This window comes from Sphingobacterium sp. 40-24, assembly GCF_001899705.1.
Taxonomy (GTDB): Bacteria; Bacteroidota; Bacteroidia; order Sphingobacteriales; family Sphingobacteriaceae; genus Sphingobacterium; species Sphingobacterium multivorum.
Window position 1 is genome coordinate 1 of the sequence record NZ_MKWH01000061.1, and the last position, 16,853, is coordinate 16,853.

Sequence of the window (16,853 nt, forward strand, 5' to 3'; positions counted from 1 at the left end):
ACGAAGCCAAGTTACAGAGTATTGTAATGGGCGGTACTGCTCAACTCAAATCACAGAAAGCATTTGAACTGTGTACCTCTTTTCAGAAAGTCGGTGAAGAGGTTTTTCAACTTAATTAATTACACCACAGGCTACCGCCTTGCAAACGGTGGTAGCCTTATATTATTAAACATGAAAGTAACGGATTTGAACGGATGCTCTATCGAAGTCACTGACCTTGATGAAGCCATAAAGATTAGCAAACGGTACACTGGTTACAGACACGAGGACGAAAGTTTCTCCGAGTTCGACAAAAGACAGAACGCTTATTGGACAGATATGTACAATAAACTGACAGCAAAGAAAAAACGATTAGAGGACAAACAAAAAAATTAGAACGATGAATACAAATTTTTTCAATCAGATACAGCAGTTGGACTTTACAGGAGTATTGCAACTGAACATTTCAAAGGGAACAGAAACCAAGCTAATAGTATCGGTTATGCTTAACAATGATGAGTGCGGAGATAACGCCAAAAACCTTATTCCACCCCTTACATTCAATGCTACCGCACAGGAGTTTGACGAGGGATTTTTTGAGCAGATAACCGCACCAGTACAAACCGTTTCGGGCATGATGGTAGATATGGAAAAGTTTCTAAAACAAATGGAGGAAGTCAAAAAGCAATCGGCAATGGAAAAGGAAAAAGCCGATAAGGAGAAGAAAGAAAAAGAAGCCAGGGACAAGAAGTATAAAGAAGCTATGGCAAAGGCTGACGAATTGGAAAAAGAGGGCAAATTCCGTGAAGCGTGGATGAAAGTGCCGAACCCTGCCGATTTTCCCGACTATGCCGATGCCATACGCAAACGCAAAACTTCACTATCGGACAAATTTGCCACACCGAGCCTTTTCGGTGCAACAGAAGAAACAACACCCGAACCGATACAATCGACTGTAGTTACAGAGGATTACCCCATTGATGAAGCAGGTGAAGAAGAATAAAAGTGTTAACCAAAAAATTAAATGTTATGTTATTAGCAACGCAATTACAACGAGTTTTCATATTAAATAACAAGGGGCAGGAAATTAAACTGAACGACCCCGAACCGCAATGGAGTGTACAGGCAGTAATGAATTTTTATTCCAATACATACCCCATTCTGACCACCGCAAAAGTATCAGCACCACAAATCAAAGACGATACCGTACAGTACCGCTTTGAAAGTGCTATGGGAACAAAAGGTTAAACCAAAACAGTAAAACAATGACTTATGCAACGACATACCGTATCGGGAACATTCCAAATGCCCCAAGAACCCAAGCAAAAGCAATTACATCGTCAGTTGAGCGAGTTCGCAAACTGGATGCAACGACCGAAAGACGCAAACGAAATCCAAAAGGACAAACAAAAGTCTGTACCAGTAACTATGTTGCCAATGGTTTTCTAAGAACTTCGTTTCTCCCAAGACTGGAAGAAACGGAAACTGTACAGGCTTGCAGGGATAATATCAAAATGGAAAGGGATTTTTATCGTTCCCTTTCTCAATTAGCAGAGCATTACGGTATCATTCCGAAACCAACGCAGGCTTTAGGATATCCGTACAATATCGCATTGGCTTTAAAAGATATAGAAGAACAGTTAAAACTTAAAGTAAGCGATTGGGAAGAAATCAAACTGATACAGGATAGTAAGAAAGTGTTTTTTACAAGTGAGGAAAGATATAATACAGGTGCAACGCTGTATTATATTCCTGTAGTACCCTTATTTCGTTGGTTGAAAGACCCAAAGCGAAAACATACCGCTCAACTGCTTATATCGGTTTGTAGTTATCTGTACCACATTGCCGACATTCCCTATTACAGACAGGAAAGCAGTTATCTGTACTGGATGTATGAGATGCATAAAGATTGGGTAACAGAGGACGATTATGGAGAAGACACAGAAACCTATCTTAGTGAATTTGCACAAGCGGAATGGATTGGCGACCGTATGGAACAGAAGATATATAACGAAGCCAATTTAAGGCTCTTTAAAGACCGTTTAAACCGCTTTAAACCAAAAGATAAGATTGATGCTGATTGCTATAAAGTAGCACAGGAAGCCTATGCAATTTATGAGCAGTACCCCAATGCAACCGTCTTCCGCAATGCCCGACCAAATGGCGAAGCCAACGAAGAAGATATGGAAAACATTATATCTATGGAGAAATATGTTTCCTTCTGTGCAGATGGTACAGGGTGGCTAATGGATAATGTAGTAGAATCTGTAAATAACGAATTACAGGAATACGGACAGATGGAAGAACCGATTATTATCAAACGGTTTGACGGAAGCGATATAACCGCCAATACATTGGAGTTTGAAAACCGTTTGTTACCGATGATAAACGAACTGACCTACATTTTAAATAATTTTTAAAAACAAAACTATGAACGATATAACACAGGATTTCGGAATGCTGTACTATCCAAAATCAGCATTGGTATTTTATCAGACTACTGGAAAGGGTAACGATACTTATGTAGAGCATTTTGATATGGATAAAAACGGTATGCCCATTAATGCACACCCTTTGACCGTAAAAGAAGCGAACCAATTGGCAAAGGCTTTGAAGACCGCCAAAGAGGAAAAAGAACCGCTATTGAAACCGCAGGGAGTATTGAGCAATCAGGTTTTATACTTTGAGCCGACAGGAAACAAAGTGGTTTGGTTTACCAAAGCCACACAAAGGGAAATGTATTTTATTGAAAGTCTGGGAATACCCAAAGGCAAAGCCAATGTACCGCCTATGCTGTGGGTAGCGAACCGAAGCGGTTTAGCCGTTTTCGCTTTAATAAATGGCAGAAGACCTACGATAAAAACAAAGCTTTACAACGCTCCTTTTTTTAATGTGTACGAGGACGGCAATGTATGTATGGGTACAGTAGATGTACGCATAAAGAAAACCGCTTCATTGGAAGAATTTACAAACAAATGGGAAGGCTTTTTCTTTAACAGTTATTTCAGTCATTTAATGCACGGTCATAACCCGATAAAAGGAAATTGCGTAAGCCTTTGGGAAAATTTAATTGCCACAGGCGAAGCTTTTCCAATGGAAGTATTGACAAAAAGTAATCTAACCTTAAAAGACATATTGCGATGAATACCGAAAAAATAAAAGTCCATTTTACGGACAATAGTTTAATAAATGCAACCAATCCTATATCGGTAAACCTTATCGGTGCAGGTGGTACAGGCTCAAAGGTTTTGACCGCCTTAATGGAAATGAACCATAGTTTGATTGCGTTAGGTCACGCAGGATTGTCCGTTCGCCTTTGGGATGATGATGTTATTACGGAAGCTAATTTGGGCAGACAGCGTTTTGCAGAATGCGAAGTAGGATTGTATAAATCTGCTGCTCTAATCAACCGAGCCAACCGCTTTTCAGGTACAAATTGGAAAGCCGAAACGCAGAAGTTTGAAAAGGACAGTTTGGGCAAACTTCCCGAAAACGCACAGGCTACTATCTTTATTACCTGTGTAGATAGTGTAAAGGCAAGATTTGGTATTGCTGAAATATTAAAAGCACTGGATAACGGAAAATATTATCATCATAAACCAAAATACTGGTTGGATTATGGTAACAGCCAATATACAGGACAAGTATTGTTATCAACTATTGGAGATATAAAACAACCCAATTCCGATATATATGAAACGGTAGCTAATCTGCCAATGGTTACAGATGAATTTGGTGCTTTGTTAAAGCAGTCCGAACAGCAAGACGATACACCAAGTTGCAGTTTAGCTGAAGCATTGGAAAAACAGGATTTATATATCAATTCGTCATTGGCTCAAATGGGTAGTTCTTTGTTATGGGGTTTATTTCGTAATGGATTGACCGAATACAGAGGTTTTTTTCTCAATCTGAAAGATTTTAGGTCACAGCCTATTCCAGTCGCCCGATAGCCAAAATCGGGCCGCAAAAAGACACTCCCTCCGATGGTCGGGGCAGTCTTTTTGCATTTAAGCGGTACAACCCCTTTGCCAAAATGTAAGGCTACGCACCGTCCTCACTTCACATTTTATCAAACAGGTTGCGATCTGTTTTTGAAGGGATATTCCAGTATCCCTTTCGTTGTTTTAGCGAACTTCTTTTCTTTCCACATCTGCGACCAAAGAAAAGAAGCAAAAGAACGCCGCTTGGTTATTATTGGTTTTTACCTTAACGATTCCTAGTGATATTTTTATTTGAGTAAATTTGCTAGTAAATACAATGTATGAATAACTGGCTATAAAGAATGCTCATTGCGTTCGCTTTAGAGTTAAGCATAATCTTAACAGTGACCGTACCAATCTGAACCGTTAGAAAAATGGACGACAATATCCCTTTTGTTATTTTTACAGTTTAGTTTAAGCAGTGTCTGTTAGGCAACTTTAATTTATATTTTTGTAATAAAAGGATATTTAATAGATAATTTACATTGAATGGAAAAATTGATTATAGCATTAACCGAATTAGAAAAGTTAAAATATGTTGAACGTGGTACCAATGTAAAGGGAAGAAAAGAAAGTACAGCAGAACACTCTTGGAGTTGTTTGCTGATTGCGGATATTCTAATCGATTATGTTGAAGAACCATTAAACAGATTAAAAGTTATTGAGTATTTAATTTACCATGATATTGTTGAAGTTTATGCAGGAGATGCCAAATTCAATAATCCAGAGGAAATGAAACTCAAACATCAAAAAGAAGAACAAGCATTAGAAAAAATCAAAACACTTATTCCTAATAAATTAAGATTTGAAAAAATTGTCAGTGAATATGAAAAAAGAGCCACACGAGAAGCTGAATTTGCTAAAGCTGTTGACTGTTTAGACGCCTGTATTAGAAATATTAATGATGATACTAAATCTAATAATGATGGATTTACAGAAGTCTTAATAAGAAATAAATATTTGCCACATGTGTCAAAGTTTGACATTACAAAAGAATTATTTGAGCATTTAATACACCGACTGCAAGTATTAAATAAATTATAATTACTATATTTTGTTTGATAAAGATGCAAATCAAATTTTCTTTTGCCTTGTAAATACTTTTTTTCTTTCCACATCTGCGACCAAAGAAAAGAAGCAAAAGAAAGTCGCTTGGCTATTATTGGTTTTTACCTTAACGATTCCTAAGGATATTTTTATTTGAGTAAATTTGCAAGTGAAAACAATGTATTGATAGCTGACTATAAAAAATGCGCTTTGCTTTAATAGATAATAATCGGACAGAAGCTCAACCGAAACTTAACGGATTGTGTTGTTGTTGTTCGAAGCCAGTTATTGCAAAATGTGGTACACGAAAAATATGGCATTGGGCACATAAAAGCAAAACGGATTGTGACAATTGGTGGGAACCAGAAACAGAGTGGCACCGAACTTGGAAAAACAATTATCCATCCGATTGGCAAGAAATATCTTTGTTTGATAATGGAACAAAAGAAAAACATATTGCTGATGTTCGTACCGCTCATAGCCTCGTAATAGAGTTTCAACATTCGAACATTAATCCTCAAGAGCGAACTGCACGAGAACAGTTTTATAAAAACATGGTTTGGATAGTGGATGGCACGCGACTAAAAAGAGATTATCCTCGTTTTTTAAAGGAATGGAAAAGAGACGGAATTAGTGAAGTGCATCAAACTGAAAAGTCGGGGATTTTTGAGGTTTGTTTTCCAGAGTTTTGTTTTCCAGAAGCTTGGCTTAAAAGTTCTGTACCTGTAATCTTTGATTTTCGAGGAAACAGTTCAATAGATGATACAGAAGATTTACGAAATAATCTTTACTGTTTATTTCCACAGGTTGGTAGACATGCAAAAGTTGCAGAAATCTCACGTAAAGCTTTTTTGAATACAACCACAAATGGTGAATGGACTTTGAGAGTTCAGGAATTCATAAATGAATTTAGAAAGCAAGACCAAATAAAAGAAAGAGAAAATCGACAAACATTGTACTCATCAAATAGAGGAATATATTCATGGAGAGGAATTCCAATTATTGGATATAGAAAGCGTAGACGAAGATTATAAGCATTCCAGCTACTAACATGCAATTTGGCAAAAGAGCAAAGTTAAGAGCAATTTAAACGATTCGGCTCCCTATTTCGAAAAAACCACTTGCTTTTTGTTTTTCTTTTTTTAATTCAAGATTCATGAATCATGATTCATGATTTTTATCCGTAAAAACCATTTTCGGTTCCTCTTTTTTGTATTTTAGCAAAAACGAAAAATGGTTCTGCTAACGCAAGTGCAAAATTGAACGTTCGATCTTATAAAGTTCACTCTTTTGCAAGGCTATGGCTAGTTCCCTTCAATACTATTTTTAACGATATGCCCAAAAATTATACATTTGAAATTAGAGAAACTTTTGGAAAGAAATATTTAAAAGTATTTCTAAAAGATGGAATTGATCCTGAAAATATTGCTAATCATTTACAACAATTAGCCTCAGTACATAAGTCAAATGTTACGAAGCAAAAAAGTGGTAATATTGACTTAACAATATATCCATCAAAATTATACGAAATAGAAGAAACACAAGATGAAGTCGCTCTAACACTTGAAAACTATTTTAATGGTTCTCCTGTTGATCCGCAATTCGTTGACCAAACCGTTACTGGCGTCAGTGAAAAAGCATTTTACCAAGTTATTGATTATATGAATATTCTCGGTAAAAATTTAGAAGGTTTCAAATCTCTTAATGTTCGTTTTGATGAAGAAAGATACAGAGATTACTTTATTCCTTTCTTAAACTCTATTTCAAAGAATCATTCTGCTAAAGGTGAAGTTTTTAATAGAAACGGAAAAACAGATATTTTAATGTTCGACAATAATGGGAATAATCTTTTTATTGCAGAGTGTAAATTATGGAAAGGTGAAAAGTACCTAATTGATGGGTTAAATCAGTTACTATCAAATTATGTGAATTGGAGAGATGAAAAAGTTGCTTTGGTAATTTTCAATCGTGATACTAAGAATTTTACCGATGTAATAGAAAAATCGAGAAACGCAATATTAGCACATGAACTGTGTGAAGGTTTGGTTAATCAAAGAGCACAAACAAATTTCACTTTCTCGTTTAAAAATCCGGATGATCCAAATAAGAAAATATTGGTTGAGTTAGTGTTATTTAATTTTGCGTAAGTAATACAGATAACAGTGCTTTTTTAACCACCAATTCTCACAGTACGGGCTTTAGTATTAGTTATATTCGTCGAGTAATAAATCCAAAATATCATGCTGACATATAACGAAATTATCCAATTAAAAGACAAGTTGGAAAATAATGAAATCACATTAGAAATTGCAAAATCACAATACTGGATTGATTTCAAAGGTGGACAGCGATTGTGGCATTCTAAAGATTGGAGAGAAAGAAGAATTGAATTCATTAAAAATAATTGTGAGATATGTAATAGTACAGAAACATTAACACTTCAACATTTTTCTCATCCAACTAATTATTAAGAATATATTACAGAGATAATAAGAGCATATCCCAAGAATACATCGGTGCTAGTCCAGATGTGGAAAGAAGTAAATTCAGTAATCTACTGTGGGAATTTAAAATCTTGTTCAATTTTTCTACTTAATGCATTATTCCTTATTGTTTTTTTTTAAATTAGCCTAAGGCATTAAAATGCTATCTATGTTTCAGTTAAATTGATGCGTTAATAGCTTGTCGATCTTTTATTAGATTAAACCAAATTAACGTAAAAAATGCATTTAGCTTATATAAAGATTGAAAACTACAAAGGAATTGAGGTAATTGAAACCGAATTTGATCCAAAACTAAATATTATTATTGGTGAAAATGGATGCGGTAAATCAGCTGTTATTGATGCCATACGTTTACTATACAATATTGGAGAACCTATAAGGGAGTTATCAGTTTCATCCGATGATTTCCATCAAAAAGCAATCGACAATGATGGTCATAAAACACTTAATAAATCTACCCTAATAACCATTACTTATATTTTTAAAGGATTATCTACCGCTCAAAAAGGAGGGTTTTATGAATATATGGTAATTGATCCCAATAATATTGAGGAAGATTATGCTAAAATATCCATCTCTTATGAAGAAAAAGACGGAAAATATCCATATTTCACTTATAATACCGGAAATATTGATGGTCAAAAAGCAGACTATAAAACCTTCGAACTTTTTCAGCATTATTATTTAGGAGCTTTAAGGGATAGTACCAAGGATCTGTTGAGTACTAGAAATAATATTTTGGGCAAAGTTATAAGACGATTTGTAAAGAGAGAAAAGTCGGAATTGCAAATAGAACAGATAATAAAAGATGCAAATTCTCAGCTGTTAGAACGTGATGAAGTTAAAAATACGCGAGATGGTGTTAACACGAATCTCGAAAGTATTTTTAAGAGAGTTATTGACAATAAAATCGGCGTCAGAATTGAGGAAGCAAAAACAGAATATATAGTTAATGCAATCAAACCTTATCTTCCACATAATAGAGCTACTTTGATGGATGAGGGGTTTCATTTATGGCAAAATAGTTTAGGATTGAACAATCTAATCTATATAGCAGTTGTTCTAGGTGATATAAAAGAACAGATTAAGGATAATGGCCTACCTCATTTTGCACTTCTAATCGAAGAACCCGAATCTCACCTTCACCCACAATTACAGCTAAGCCTTTATAACTTTTTAAATAATGCAAATGCGACTGAAAACAGCCAGCTATTTATAACTACCCATTCACCAACGTTGACTTCAAAAGTACCCCTTAAAAATCTTATTTTATTAGATTGTGGTAAAGCAACAAAACTGGATAAACAATTTCAAAATAGAGAATCTGAAAAAATAATTGAAGATACTACTAAAAGCAAAGAATTGTTGGATACAGATTTTGAGAATAGAATGAAGAAACTTCAGAGGTACATTGACGTAACCAAATCTCAGCTTCTATTCGCAAAATCCATTTTATTCATTGAGGGAATATCAGAGGAACTTTTGATATCAGCATTTACTCTTTTAGAGGACTATAAACTTGAAGATTACCGGACGGAAATTGTAAACGTAAAAGGAACTTCATTTTATCCCTTCCTTTACCTTTTTAATCACTCAGATGTACTGAAACGAATAAACAAGCCTATTTCCATCATTACAGACGATGACAGGTTTACTGACTCAAAAAAATCTGATTATAGCTTTAAGAATTTGATAAATGATACCACCGTGCTAGATCTTTTAGATGATTGTATCCAAAAAGGTAACGCTGTATCAAGAATTAGGAATTTAAACTCTGTTAAAAACAAGGCTGAAAATATAAAGATTTTTGAGTCATTTAAAACTTTGGAATATGAAATAGCATCGCATAACGTAAACAATGACAGAAGTGCTTTTAAGGACAACTTTTTAGTGAAGTATCTTGACATGATAGTAAGTGATAAAATCAGCAATATAGTCACATACATGTCAACGTTTCCAGCAGATTTGATGTCTGAACAGGAAAAAAGAAAAGTTGCGATTCTCTTATGGAAAACGTTCCCTGACAAAGCTGAATTTGCACAGGATTTCTCAATTCATTTAATTGATAATTTGGAAGAGGCAAAAGCCTCATTTATAGTTCCGGTATATATATTGAACGCGTTAACTCATTTAAAAAATGGATTGTAATGTATTATGAAAATGAAGAAAGACTGGCTTACTTACAAGCTAGAGGAAAAGTTATTTTAAATGCCTGTCCTGGAAGCGGAAAAACAACTACTATCGCAAAGAAGATATTAAATTTAGAGAATTTAAAAGAAGTTGGAGGGCATTCGGGAGTAGCTTGTTTATCATTTACTAACTCTGCTAAAGATGAAATCAATGAAGCCTATAGGAAACTGGCGGGTAAATCACTTCAATTCCCTAATCATGTATCAACTATTGATAGTTTTATAAATAAGTATATTACTCTTCCATTTTATAACCTACTTAATCGAGACTTTAATAGACCAAAAATACTCGACCACACAACGATCTTAGATGATATGTGGAAGACCACTTATGTTAAAAATGGCAAAACACTTGAAGGCTTACTAAGACCACTTAATAATCCAGAATACAAGGCAAAGAATAATCGAAGTATTTATCATCTATATCCTCCCAGTGAAATTAGAATTGAGCCAAATGGATCTTTTTCTATTAATGGAAATCAACCATCATCTGATAAAGTTGAAAAAGTTAATTTTGACAACTACTGTAAACTCATCAAGAATGCTCAATTTCGAAAAGGATTAATTTCAACTGGAGATTCAGCATTTATAGCCCTTCACCTACTGAAAAATAATCCTAAAATTTGCAGATGGCTTAGTTTAAGATTTCCTTTTATTATTATAGACGAGGCTCAGGACAATTCACTAATGCAGCATGCCATATTTGAAGAATTAGTGAAGCAAGGCCTTAACAATATTGAACTGATAGGAGATCCTTACCAAAGCTTATATGAGTGGCGAGATGCAAAGCCTTCTGAATTTTTAAGAAAGTACGAAAATGACGCAACATGGAACTCTTACGACTTAACTGATAACCGACGATCACCTCAAAGTATAATTGATATATTTTCAAAAGTTCGTCGATCAGATGATTTAAAAATCAATAGCGTAGATTGTGAAAATATAACGGATTCGATTGTAATTTATAAATATTCAAACGTGAATCATCAATTAATTATTAAACATTATGATGACTCTTGTTCAATGAAAAAATACATCAGTAGCTGTATTGTTGTTCGAGGAAATTCGTTGAAAGACGCATTGTTAGGAGCAAAAACAGAACAGAGACCTTGGGGTATAGACTTGCCAAAACAAATTATATATGCTAAAAATCTTTACACAAGTGGTGATATTAAAAATGCAATAAAAGAAATCAGAACCATTTGTATACCCCTAATGCATTCTGATGAGGCTGATTATCATTTATTGAAAGAGATTGAGAAAGAAAAAAGTATAGATCCTTACTTTAATTCATTGATGATTACTATTTTAGATGAATTACCAGCTTTTAGTAAAACAATTCAAGATTGGACAGCTGCTACTCAGCAGTTTTTAAAAAGTAAATTAGGCCTTAGCCATGAAGTAGATTTTAATCTACGGAGTCGAAAATCGAAATATTTAGAAAAATCTACGCTTGCTGAAACTGTAAGCCAACATTTTAAAAAATCTTTTTCTACGTTCAATATCCCCATCACTACGATACACCAAGTAAAGGGACAAACTTTGGATTCTATTCTTGTTTTTTTCAACGAAAGGAAACATAAAGATAATATCACATTTGATAACATATCAAATATTGACAATGGCTTTCCTGATGAAACCAAAAGATTAATATATGTGGCATTATCTCGACCAAGACATCTATTAGCAATGGCTTTCCCACATTCAGTAACAGATAATGAACTCAAACAGAAGTTCGGCAACGAAATCAGGATAATAAAAGAAGAAGAGTTAAATCAGTTATAATCTACATACAATATATGACAGAATTTGAAGAGGGCGAATTTAGAGGCCCATTATTCAACCAGCTTGAAAAAGGTAGTAATCTATTATGGGAACCAGGACAGGTCTTTGAAAAAATAGTAGGCATTGATAGAGCCTCGCTATGTATTAACGATTATTTATGGAACTTACATGGATTTAGCTCTCCCCTAGGTGGTTTATCACTTCACAGAAGAAAGTTTAGATATATTTGGAATACATCAAAACCTAAAAAAATATTACCTGATTTCAATCTAAATCTCTTCATACAAGCAAAGCGTTCCGATTATTCATCGAGATCAAAAAAAGGTCTTAAACCGCACATTAAAGGAGCACACTGGTATTTTGAAATTACACCTCACCAACAGACTGCTCTAGAATTGTTAGAGAAGGAACTTGGTACGGATGCCTTAGTTATATATGCAGCTCCAGTATTCCACAAACAGCAAGATCTTTACAATCATACTTCTGGGCAGACTATTGTAGCAAATTCTACATTTCCAAAAGTATCCTTACTTAGAGGTCATAAAAAATGGTACTTTGACAGAGGTGGTATAAAAGGTGTAGCAAATCCTGAGTATGAAAGCTTTGATCAGGAGGATCTTTTATCACAAATTGAAGATATGAGAATACAGAAGGGACAATTTGTTTCTGAAGGAGCTTTGTCTAATCTGAGTAAATTGTCACGTGCTGTTAGGAATGTGGCCGAAATTCAATCTGGTAGTTTTCTCGCAACACAATTTGCATATGAAAATGAATTACTTGATGATTTCATCTACCAATATGATGTTGAAAACTATCGAGAAACTAAAGACTATTTGCAGGTAGAATTATTTTCTTTTTTATGGAAATTGAACTGGTTGACGTTTTAATAATAAGTTCCGTTTATGAAAAAAAATATAAATCTCAATAATCTAATAGGCATTCCTAAGATTTATATAGATAAGCTTGAAAAACATAAAAAAACCTTTTTAGACAACGAGTTCTTGGAGCATATCTTAGAAGGTAAAGAGATCAATCAGCTGGTAAAGGAAATCAATGAAGTTTGCCTTAAAGCGAGTATTTATGGTTTTCATTACACGAGAGCAATTCCAGAGCATATTATTGAACAGGGGCTTAGGTGTAGAACCGGCGAGGAGATAAGACAATGCTTTATCAATAATCACGGCAACTTACTTTCAAGTAATGAACTGGAAACTGTACTACAAGCTTGGAACAAGCACTTTGATTATAGACAAAAAGAGTCAAGAGATAATTATTTATTCTTTAATTTCACAACTTCTGCTCTTTACAATGGCGGTGCAGAACCATTGCTGGTGAATTTTGGAGGAGAACAAATTTATATGCCAATTTTCGAGATGGATTCTATTTCTGCTAAAATAAATAATTTAGGAATTCCCATGATTCTTAAATGCACACTAAACCCAAATAAGATAAATACATTCTATGAATATCCATGGGGCAAAATAGCTGTATCTACATTCCATGCACTATGTAATCCAAAAGCATGTAGATTAGATCAGGACGGTTACCAATCTATTAATGTGCAACCTACTGAAATTGAGATGTTTTATTATGATAGTTCCCAAGATTTTCGATTAATTTAAAGGAATTGAAAACATTTTTACCGTCTACACAGAATCAATAAGAGCCTTTTTTAAATCATCTATATCAGTACCAAGTAAGAAATAGCTTAAAAAACCAATATCAATTATATCTTTTGCGATTTTTTCATCATCAATATCACTATGTGCGATCAGTTGAATAGTTGGATAAAGGTTTCTTAATTTTTGAAGTTGCTTTAATATACTCTTATCATAAAAATCAAGATCAATAATACAGATCTCTGGTAATTTTTTGATCACTTCTAATTCAGATATTGCGTTTTCAATGTTTTCAGTTTGGAATAAAATTTCAAATTTTGCACTTAATAAATCAGTACATATTTTATCTATTATCGGACTTTTGTCATTGATAAATGCAATCGAAACTTTGTCTTGTTTTGTGTCAGTATCCATATCAAATTATTTATTCGATTAAGTAGAGTACTGCAAAAAAAAGAAAGTGCAGGCCACTACAACTTATCGATACTGAGGCACTGGTATACCCGACAACGAATAAGCGAGCGCCCACACCTATAGCGTGAGCGTTCCTACTTATTGTCTTGTCGTCTTAAAAATTACCAGTTTTCAGTACCAAGACTTAAAGCAAAAACACTTTAAGATTTTTATATTTTACTAAGCAAAGATAATAATGTTCACAATGTTATACAACTATCAAAATGCTTATTCAGCTTACAGATTATTATTTATTCATCACATAGTTTTGTTCCAATACGTTCGCAATATCCGATTGCTTAAAAATGATTTTGCCCCCAATCTGAACGAAGGGCAAAATTTTATCGTCCCGGTACTGTTGTAAAGTGCGTTTACTTATATGCAGTAACTTACACACGTCCTGTCCTGACAGGTATATTTCACCGTTCATTACTGGCCGGAAATTTTGCAGTATCAACTCTATATTTTCCCTAAGCTCTTCCAGTTTTTTTCTGTGGGATGCCAGTTCCATAGCATCATCAGTCAGTAGTTCCATGTCTTTCCTCTTTAATGCTTTTATTAAATTCCAGCAAAGCCTTTACATCTGACAGCTTGAAATAGTTCTTTCTGTTGAGTTTGGAATAAGGTAATAAACCTTTATCCTTATAAGTTTGCAATGACCTTTTAGTGATATTTAGCATCAAACATACTTCCTGATTATCCAGCCACTTTTCTTCTTTGAAAATGGATGCATATGCCTGACTTACCGTCTGAGTAAGTTCAAGCATATCATCTAACTCTTGAGTTAGACTTTTAAAAGCCGATTTTTGTATCGCGATTACTTCCATAACTGTTCTTCATTTTGCTGTGAACAGTGAATTTAATAAGGATAATTACTCTTATACTTTTGGAAGGTTTGTTTGGCTATGAGAGGTAGATTTTGGCTTATCGCTGTTGTATAGAAGTATTAGATTTTAATCTTTCAGATTTATCTTTATCTTTTTTTGACCCGTAGTATGTAAACAGAAATAAAATGCCGAATATGATAAGTACGATGCTTGCTAGTTTTCCTATACGTTCAATAAAAGAAATTACAACAGACTTTTCATAACTTGAGAATCCCTCTGCTCCTGTAGAGCTTCTTCTATAAAATTTGCGACGATTGATCCAGTAACGAAGACCAAGCCCAAAGACCAATGCTATTATACCTAAAACCAATGTTTCCATAATCAATCTATTTCAATATCATGAAGATAAATTTAGCAAATATTGATGAAACCATATACAAATTAACAGTAAATAAAAAACGACCTACCGAAAGGTAAGTCGTTGTAAATTGAATAGTTAACAAACCCTTTAATCACTACTATTAAACTGAAAACTTATCTGTTTTTCGTTTCCAAAGCTGTCAGATATCCATATATCGAAAGATTGGGATACCGTCGAGGCTGAAGTATAATACAACCGAAACTGCGTTTGTGGTAATTGGTACAAATCATTAGGCATATAAGGCGGTTCATTGTAGTAACGAAGTGCCCCCTGTCCGTCAAACTGAAAATACCGAATGTAGTAAGCGTTATTTCTGTAATTTCCTGTACGCTGTATTGTAACACGGATTTCCACAGTTTGACCATTCGCTACTTCAGAAGGAACTGGCATTACATTTACGTCAAATGGATAATCTTGTTGTATTTCCAGCTCTTCTTTATCGCAGGAGCTCAAAGTTATTGATCCTATCAGGATTGCCAGCAAAATATGAAGTGGAAACAATCCTATTCTGAATTTATTGAAAATTACTATCATAGTTTTATGTTTTAAAAGTTAAACCTTAATCCAATTCCCGCTGATGGTCGGAACTGGTCCCTTGATGTATTCCAAAGCACTTTAGTACGACCTTGTATCAGTAATACAAAGCGATCGGACAAATAGGTTTCCAAAGACAAACGTCCTCCGGCTCCATAGACAAAACTTTCTTCGTTCAGTATTTCGGCTCCATCAAAAAGCATTTCCTTTCCACGGTTAAATGTTTCGTAGCCAATAACTCCGTTGAGTGTTGCGTTTAGGTTGATACTTTTTCGGAAGTTTCCCAACAGCCGAAGACTGTATCCTCCTTCGGCCATATAGGTCTCAACAGGTATTTCAAGCTCTTTGTAATTAGAATATTCATGGTTATATTCCAGTGCCCATAGCCAGTAATTTCCGTTTTTACCGTTTACTGTCATTGCCAGATTTATATAGTAGTCATTTCCAATTTTATCATCTGATAATATTCCAGCACTTACTTCAAGTGCTTTTTGTTTGGGTACCATCCGCTGTGCGTTTGCCGATGTGATACCGATAAGTATCAATATCACTGTATATATATAATATTTCATTGCCTTATTTTTTTGATTAGTTAATTTTGAGATGCATCGTATTGATAAGTCTTGCATTTACCAGATCGGAATTTTCTATTTGCAAAACCTGATGTCTGCCTCCGTTTTTCTCGAAAATCTCAATCAATAGCACTTTATCATCCGTAATTGTAAACTGATCCAATAGGAATACGTTTTGCTCCGTAGTATTACCAATAATTTCGTCAAGAGGCTTGTATATGCGTAGTGGCTTCATTGGTTTTTCTTGTATTACGGTACGTTTTGCAATCTTCTTATCCACAATTTTGAAATTCACAAAATCAATCTGAAACGGAACATTACTCTTATTTCGTAGTTCAGTATGGAAATAAAACTTACCATTATGGATATAAACCCCTTTCAACAAAAACTGTATGCCGTAGCTTTTTGACCCGATATGTTTGATGATCCTCTTGTCCTTATTGTAAATAGTTTCCAACAGCAACCCCGCCAATGATGGAGAGTTCTTACCCAACTCTTCAAATAATACATCATTTTCATTTTCCCGGCTAAGTTGTTTCTGCATGGTCAACAAGTCATAATTTAATGACGATGGGTATGAACTATAAAAGACATTGAAGTTGTAGAAACGGCCGTCTTCGGTAATCACCGAAAAATTCGTTTCTTCTTCAAAATCACGTACGGTAGCCTTTATACGCAATACATTTTCGGCATCTTCTGCTTTACCCGCTATCAGATACTCGCTTCCCAAATCCACGTAACGAATAGCCGCTGGAAATATCAAATGCGAGGTTTTAGTATAGGTTACTTCCATTTGATAAGGTTCTACTTTACCCATTGCTAATTTGGATGTGTTATTGGCATTTTGTGCCTGGCTTTTGCCGATCAGTCCAACCAAACAGGTTAACATCAGCATACTTTTAATTATCGTTTTCATATTTTAATCTTTATATTTTTTGATTTA

The 16,853-nt window shown here is 34.4% G+C and carries 21 protein-coding genes; 14 read left to right on the forward strand and 7 right to left on the reverse strand.

Going from position 1 to position 16,853, the window contains the following annotated elements; all coding sequences use genetic code 11:
- The first annotated feature begins 171 nt into the window (after positions 1-171).
- From BGP15_RS23005 to BGP15_RS23070, 14 genes are all read left to right on the forward strand, one after another.
- Positions 172-375, forward strand: coding sequence for a hypothetical protein (locus BGP15_RS23005; protein ID WP_058699734.1), 204 nt, complete (start codon positions 172-174; stop codon positions 373-375).
- 4 nt (positions 376-379) lie between these two features.
- Positions 380-982, forward strand: coding sequence for a PRTRC system protein E (locus tag BGP15_RS23010; RefSeq protein WP_058699735.1), 603 nt, complete (start codon positions 380-382; stop codon positions 980-982).
- Positions 983-1,008: 26 nt separating this feature from the next.
- On the forward strand, positions 1,009-1,227 hold the full coding sequence (locus BGP15_RS23015) for a PRTRC system protein C (protein ID WP_058700045.1): 219 nt from the start codon (positions 1,009-1,011) through the stop codon (positions 1,225-1,227).
- A 17-nt stretch (positions 1,228-1,244) separates the two neighbouring features.
- Positions 1,245-2,399: a hypothetical protein gene (locus BGP15_RS23020; protein WP_058699736.1), complete on the forward strand. Its 1,155-nt coding sequence runs from the start codon at positions 1,245-1,247 to the stop codon at positions 2,397-2,399.
- Between the two features lie 10 nt (positions 2,400-2,409).
- On the forward strand, positions 2,410-3,123 hold the full coding sequence (locus BGP15_RS23025; protein ID WP_058699737.1) for a PRTRC system protein B: 714 nt from the start codon (positions 2,410-2,412) through the stop codon (positions 3,121-3,123).
- Positions 3,120-3,929, forward strand: coding sequence for a PRTRC system ThiF family protein (locus tag BGP15_RS23030; protein ID WP_058699738.1), 810 nt, complete (start codon positions 3,120-3,122; stop codon positions 3,927-3,929). Before BGP15_RS23025 ends, BGP15_RS23030 begins: the two co-directional genes overlap by 4 nt.
- Before the next feature lie 519 nt (positions 3,930-4,448).
- On the forward strand, positions 4,449-5,003 hold the full coding sequence (locus tag BGP15_RS23035) for an HD domain-containing protein (RefSeq protein WP_058699739.1): 555 nt from the start codon (positions 4,449-4,451) through the stop codon (positions 5,001-5,003).
- 206 nt (positions 5,004-5,209) lie between these two features.
- Positions 5,210-6,040: a competence protein CoiA gene (locus BGP15_RS23040; RefSeq protein WP_058699740.1), complete on the forward strand. Its 831-nt coding sequence runs from the start codon at positions 5,210-5,212 to the stop codon at positions 6,038-6,040.
- A 300-nt stretch (positions 6,041-6,340) separates the two neighbouring features.
- The gene (locus BGP15_RS23045; RefSeq protein WP_058699741.1) at positions 6,341-7,153 is read left to right on the forward strand and encodes a hypothetical protein; all 813 of its coding nucleotides are present in this window, start codon (positions 6,341-6,343) and stop codon (positions 7,151-7,153) included.
- A gap of 93 nt (positions 7,154-7,246) precedes the next feature.
- Positions 7,247-7,477: a hypothetical protein gene (locus BGP15_RS23050; RefSeq protein WP_058699742.1), complete on the forward strand. Its 231-nt coding sequence runs from the start codon at positions 7,247-7,249 to the stop codon at positions 7,475-7,477.
- 252 nt (positions 7,478-7,729) lie between these two features.
- Positions 7,730-9,658 (forward strand): AAA family ATPase, encoded by a 1,929-nt coding sequence (locus BGP15_RS23055; protein ID WP_058699743.1) that lies wholly within the window; start codon positions 7,730-7,732, stop codon positions 9,656-9,658.
- Positions 9,658-11,484, forward strand: coding sequence for an ATP-dependent helicase (locus BGP15_RS23060; protein ID WP_068791507.1), 1,827 nt, complete (start codon positions 9,658-9,660; stop codon positions 11,482-11,484). The genes BGP15_RS23055 and BGP15_RS23060 overlap by 1 nt, the downstream gene beginning before the upstream one ends.
- A gap of 14 nt (positions 11,485-11,498) precedes the next feature.
- Positions 11,499-12,371 (forward strand): hypothetical protein, encoded by an 873-nt coding sequence (locus tag BGP15_RS23065; protein WP_058699744.1) that lies wholly within the window; start codon positions 11,499-11,501, stop codon positions 12,369-12,371.
- A gap of 15 nt (positions 12,372-12,386) precedes the next feature.
- A complete protein-coding gene (locus BGP15_RS23070) occupies positions 12,387-13,106 on the forward strand; it encodes a hypothetical protein (RefSeq protein WP_058699745.1) in 720 nt (239 codons plus the stop codon).
- 24 nt (positions 13,107-13,130) lie between these two features.
- Here the strand turns inward: BGP15_RS23070 and BGP15_RS23075 are convergent, their stop codons facing one another.
- From BGP15_RS23075 to traN, 7 genes are all read right to left on the reverse strand, one after another.
- A complete protein-coding gene (locus tag BGP15_RS23075; RefSeq protein WP_058699746.1) occupies positions 13,131-13,517 on the reverse strand; it encodes a response regulator transcription factor in 387 nt (128 codons plus the stop codon).
- A gap of 286 nt (positions 13,518-13,803) precedes the next feature.
- The gene (locus tag BGP15_RS23080) at positions 13,804-14,091 is read right to left on the reverse strand and encodes a helix-turn-helix domain-containing protein (RefSeq protein ID WP_058699747.1); all 288 of its coding nucleotides are present in this window, start codon (positions 14,089-14,091) and stop codon (positions 13,804-13,806) included.
- On the reverse strand, positions 14,075-14,383 hold the full coding sequence (locus BGP15_RS23085) for a helix-turn-helix domain-containing protein (protein ID WP_058699748.1): 309 nt from the start codon (positions 14,381-14,383) through the stop codon (positions 14,075-14,077). The genes BGP15_RS23080 and BGP15_RS23085 overlap by 17 nt, the downstream gene beginning before the upstream one ends.
- Before the next feature lie 97 nt (positions 14,384-14,480).
- The gene (locus tag BGP15_RS23090; protein WP_221630283.1) at positions 14,481-14,762 is read right to left on the reverse strand and encodes a molybdenum ABC transporter permease; all 282 of its coding nucleotides are present in this window, start codon (positions 14,760-14,762) and stop codon (positions 14,481-14,483) included.
- Between the two features lie 129 nt (positions 14,763-14,891).
- Positions 14,892-15,338: a DUF3872 domain-containing protein gene (locus BGP15_RS23095; RefSeq protein WP_058699749.1), complete on the reverse strand. Its 447-nt coding sequence runs from the start codon at positions 15,336-15,338 to the stop codon at positions 14,892-14,894.
- A gap of 11 nt (positions 15,339-15,349) precedes the next feature.
- Entirely contained in the window at positions 15,350-15,910 is a 561-nt protein-coding gene (locus tag BGP15_RS23100; protein WP_058700047.1) for a conjugal transfer protein TraO, read from the reverse strand.
- Between the two features lie 16 nt (positions 15,911-15,926).
- The gene (gene traN, locus BGP15_RS23105) at positions 15,927-16,826 is read right to left on the reverse strand and encodes a conjugative transposon protein TraN (protein WP_058699750.1); all 900 of its coding nucleotides are present in this window, start codon (positions 16,824-16,826) and stop codon (positions 15,927-15,929) included.
- Between the last annotated feature and the right edge of the window lie 27 nt (positions 16,827-16,853).

Excerpts from the sequence above, each read along its gene's own strand:
- BGP15_RS23005 (WP_058699734.1), top strand. The coding sequence starts at position 172 with ATGAAAGTAACGGATTTGAACGGATGCTCTATCGAAGTCACTGACCTT.
- BGP15_RS23010 (WP_058699735.1), top strand. The coding sequence starts at position 380 with ATGAATACAAATTTTTTCAATCAGATACAGCAGTTGGACTTTACAGGA.
- BGP15_RS23015 (WP_058700045.1), top strand. The coding sequence starts at position 1,009 with ATGTTATTAGCAACGCAATTACAACGAGTTTTCATATTAAATAACAAG.
- BGP15_RS23020 (WP_058699736.1), top strand. The coding sequence starts at position 1,245 with ATGACTTATGCAACGACATACCGTATCGGGAACATTCCAAATGCCCCA.
- BGP15_RS23025 (WP_058699737.1), top strand. The coding sequence starts at position 2,410 with ATGAACGATATAACACAGGATTTCGGAATGCTGTACTATCCAAAATCA.
- BGP15_RS23030 (WP_058699738.1), top strand. The coding sequence starts at position 3,120 with ATGAATACCGAAAAAATAAAAGTCCATTTTACGGACAATAGTTTAATA.
- BGP15_RS23035 (WP_058699739.1), top strand. The coding sequence starts at position 4,449 with ATGGAAAAATTGATTATAGCATTAACCGAATTAGAAAAGTTAAAATAT.
- BGP15_RS23040 (WP_058699740.1), top strand. The coding sequence starts at position 5,210 with ATGCGCTTTGCTTTAATAGATAATAATCGGACAGAAGCTCAACCGAAA.
- BGP15_RS23045 (WP_058699741.1), top strand. The coding sequence starts at position 6,341 with ATGCCCAAAAATTATACATTTGAAATTAGAGAAACTTTTGGAAAGAAA.
- BGP15_RS23050 (WP_058699742.1), top strand. The coding sequence starts at position 7,247 with ATGCTGACATATAACGAAATTATCCAATTAAAAGACAAGTTGGAAAAT.
- BGP15_RS23055 (WP_058699743.1), top strand. The coding sequence starts at position 7,730 with ATGCATTTAGCTTATATAAAGATTGAAAACTACAAAGGAATTGAGGTA.
- BGP15_RS23060 (WP_068791507.1), top strand. The coding sequence starts at position 9,658 with ATGTATTATGAAAATGAAGAAAGACTGGCTTACTTACAAGCTAGAGGA.
- BGP15_RS23065 (WP_058699744.1), top strand. The coding sequence starts at position 11,499 with ATGACAGAATTTGAAGAGGGCGAATTTAGAGGCCCATTATTCAACCAG.
- BGP15_RS23070 (WP_058699745.1), top strand. The coding sequence starts at position 12,387 with ATGAAAAAAAATATAAATCTCAATAATCTAATAGGCATTCCTAAGATT.
- BGP15_RS23075 (WP_058699746.1), bottom strand. The coding sequence starts at position 13,517 with ATGGATACTGACACAAAACAAGACAAAGTTTCGATTGCATTTATCAAT.
- BGP15_RS23080 (WP_058699747.1), bottom strand. The coding sequence starts at position 14,091 with ATGGAACTACTGACTGATGATGCTATGGAACTGGCATCCCACAGAAAA.
- BGP15_RS23085 (WP_058699748.1), bottom strand. The coding sequence starts at position 14,383 with ATGGAAGTAATCGCGATACAAAAATCGGCTTTTAAAAGTCTAACTCAA.
- BGP15_RS23090 (WP_221630283.1), bottom strand. The coding sequence starts at position 14,762 with ATGGAAACATTGGTTTTAGGTATAATAGCATTGGTCTTTGGGCTTGGT.
- BGP15_RS23095 (WP_058699749.1), bottom strand. The coding sequence starts at position 15,338 with ATGATAGTAATTTTCAATAAATTCAGAATAGGATTGTTTCCACTTCAT.
- BGP15_RS23100 (WP_058700047.1), bottom strand. The coding sequence starts at position 15,910 with ATGAAATATTATATATATACAGTGATATTGATACTTATCGGTATCACA.
- traN (WP_058699750.1), bottom strand. The coding sequence starts at position 16,826 with ATGAAAACGATAATTAAAAGTATGCTGATGTTAACCTGTTTGGTTGGA.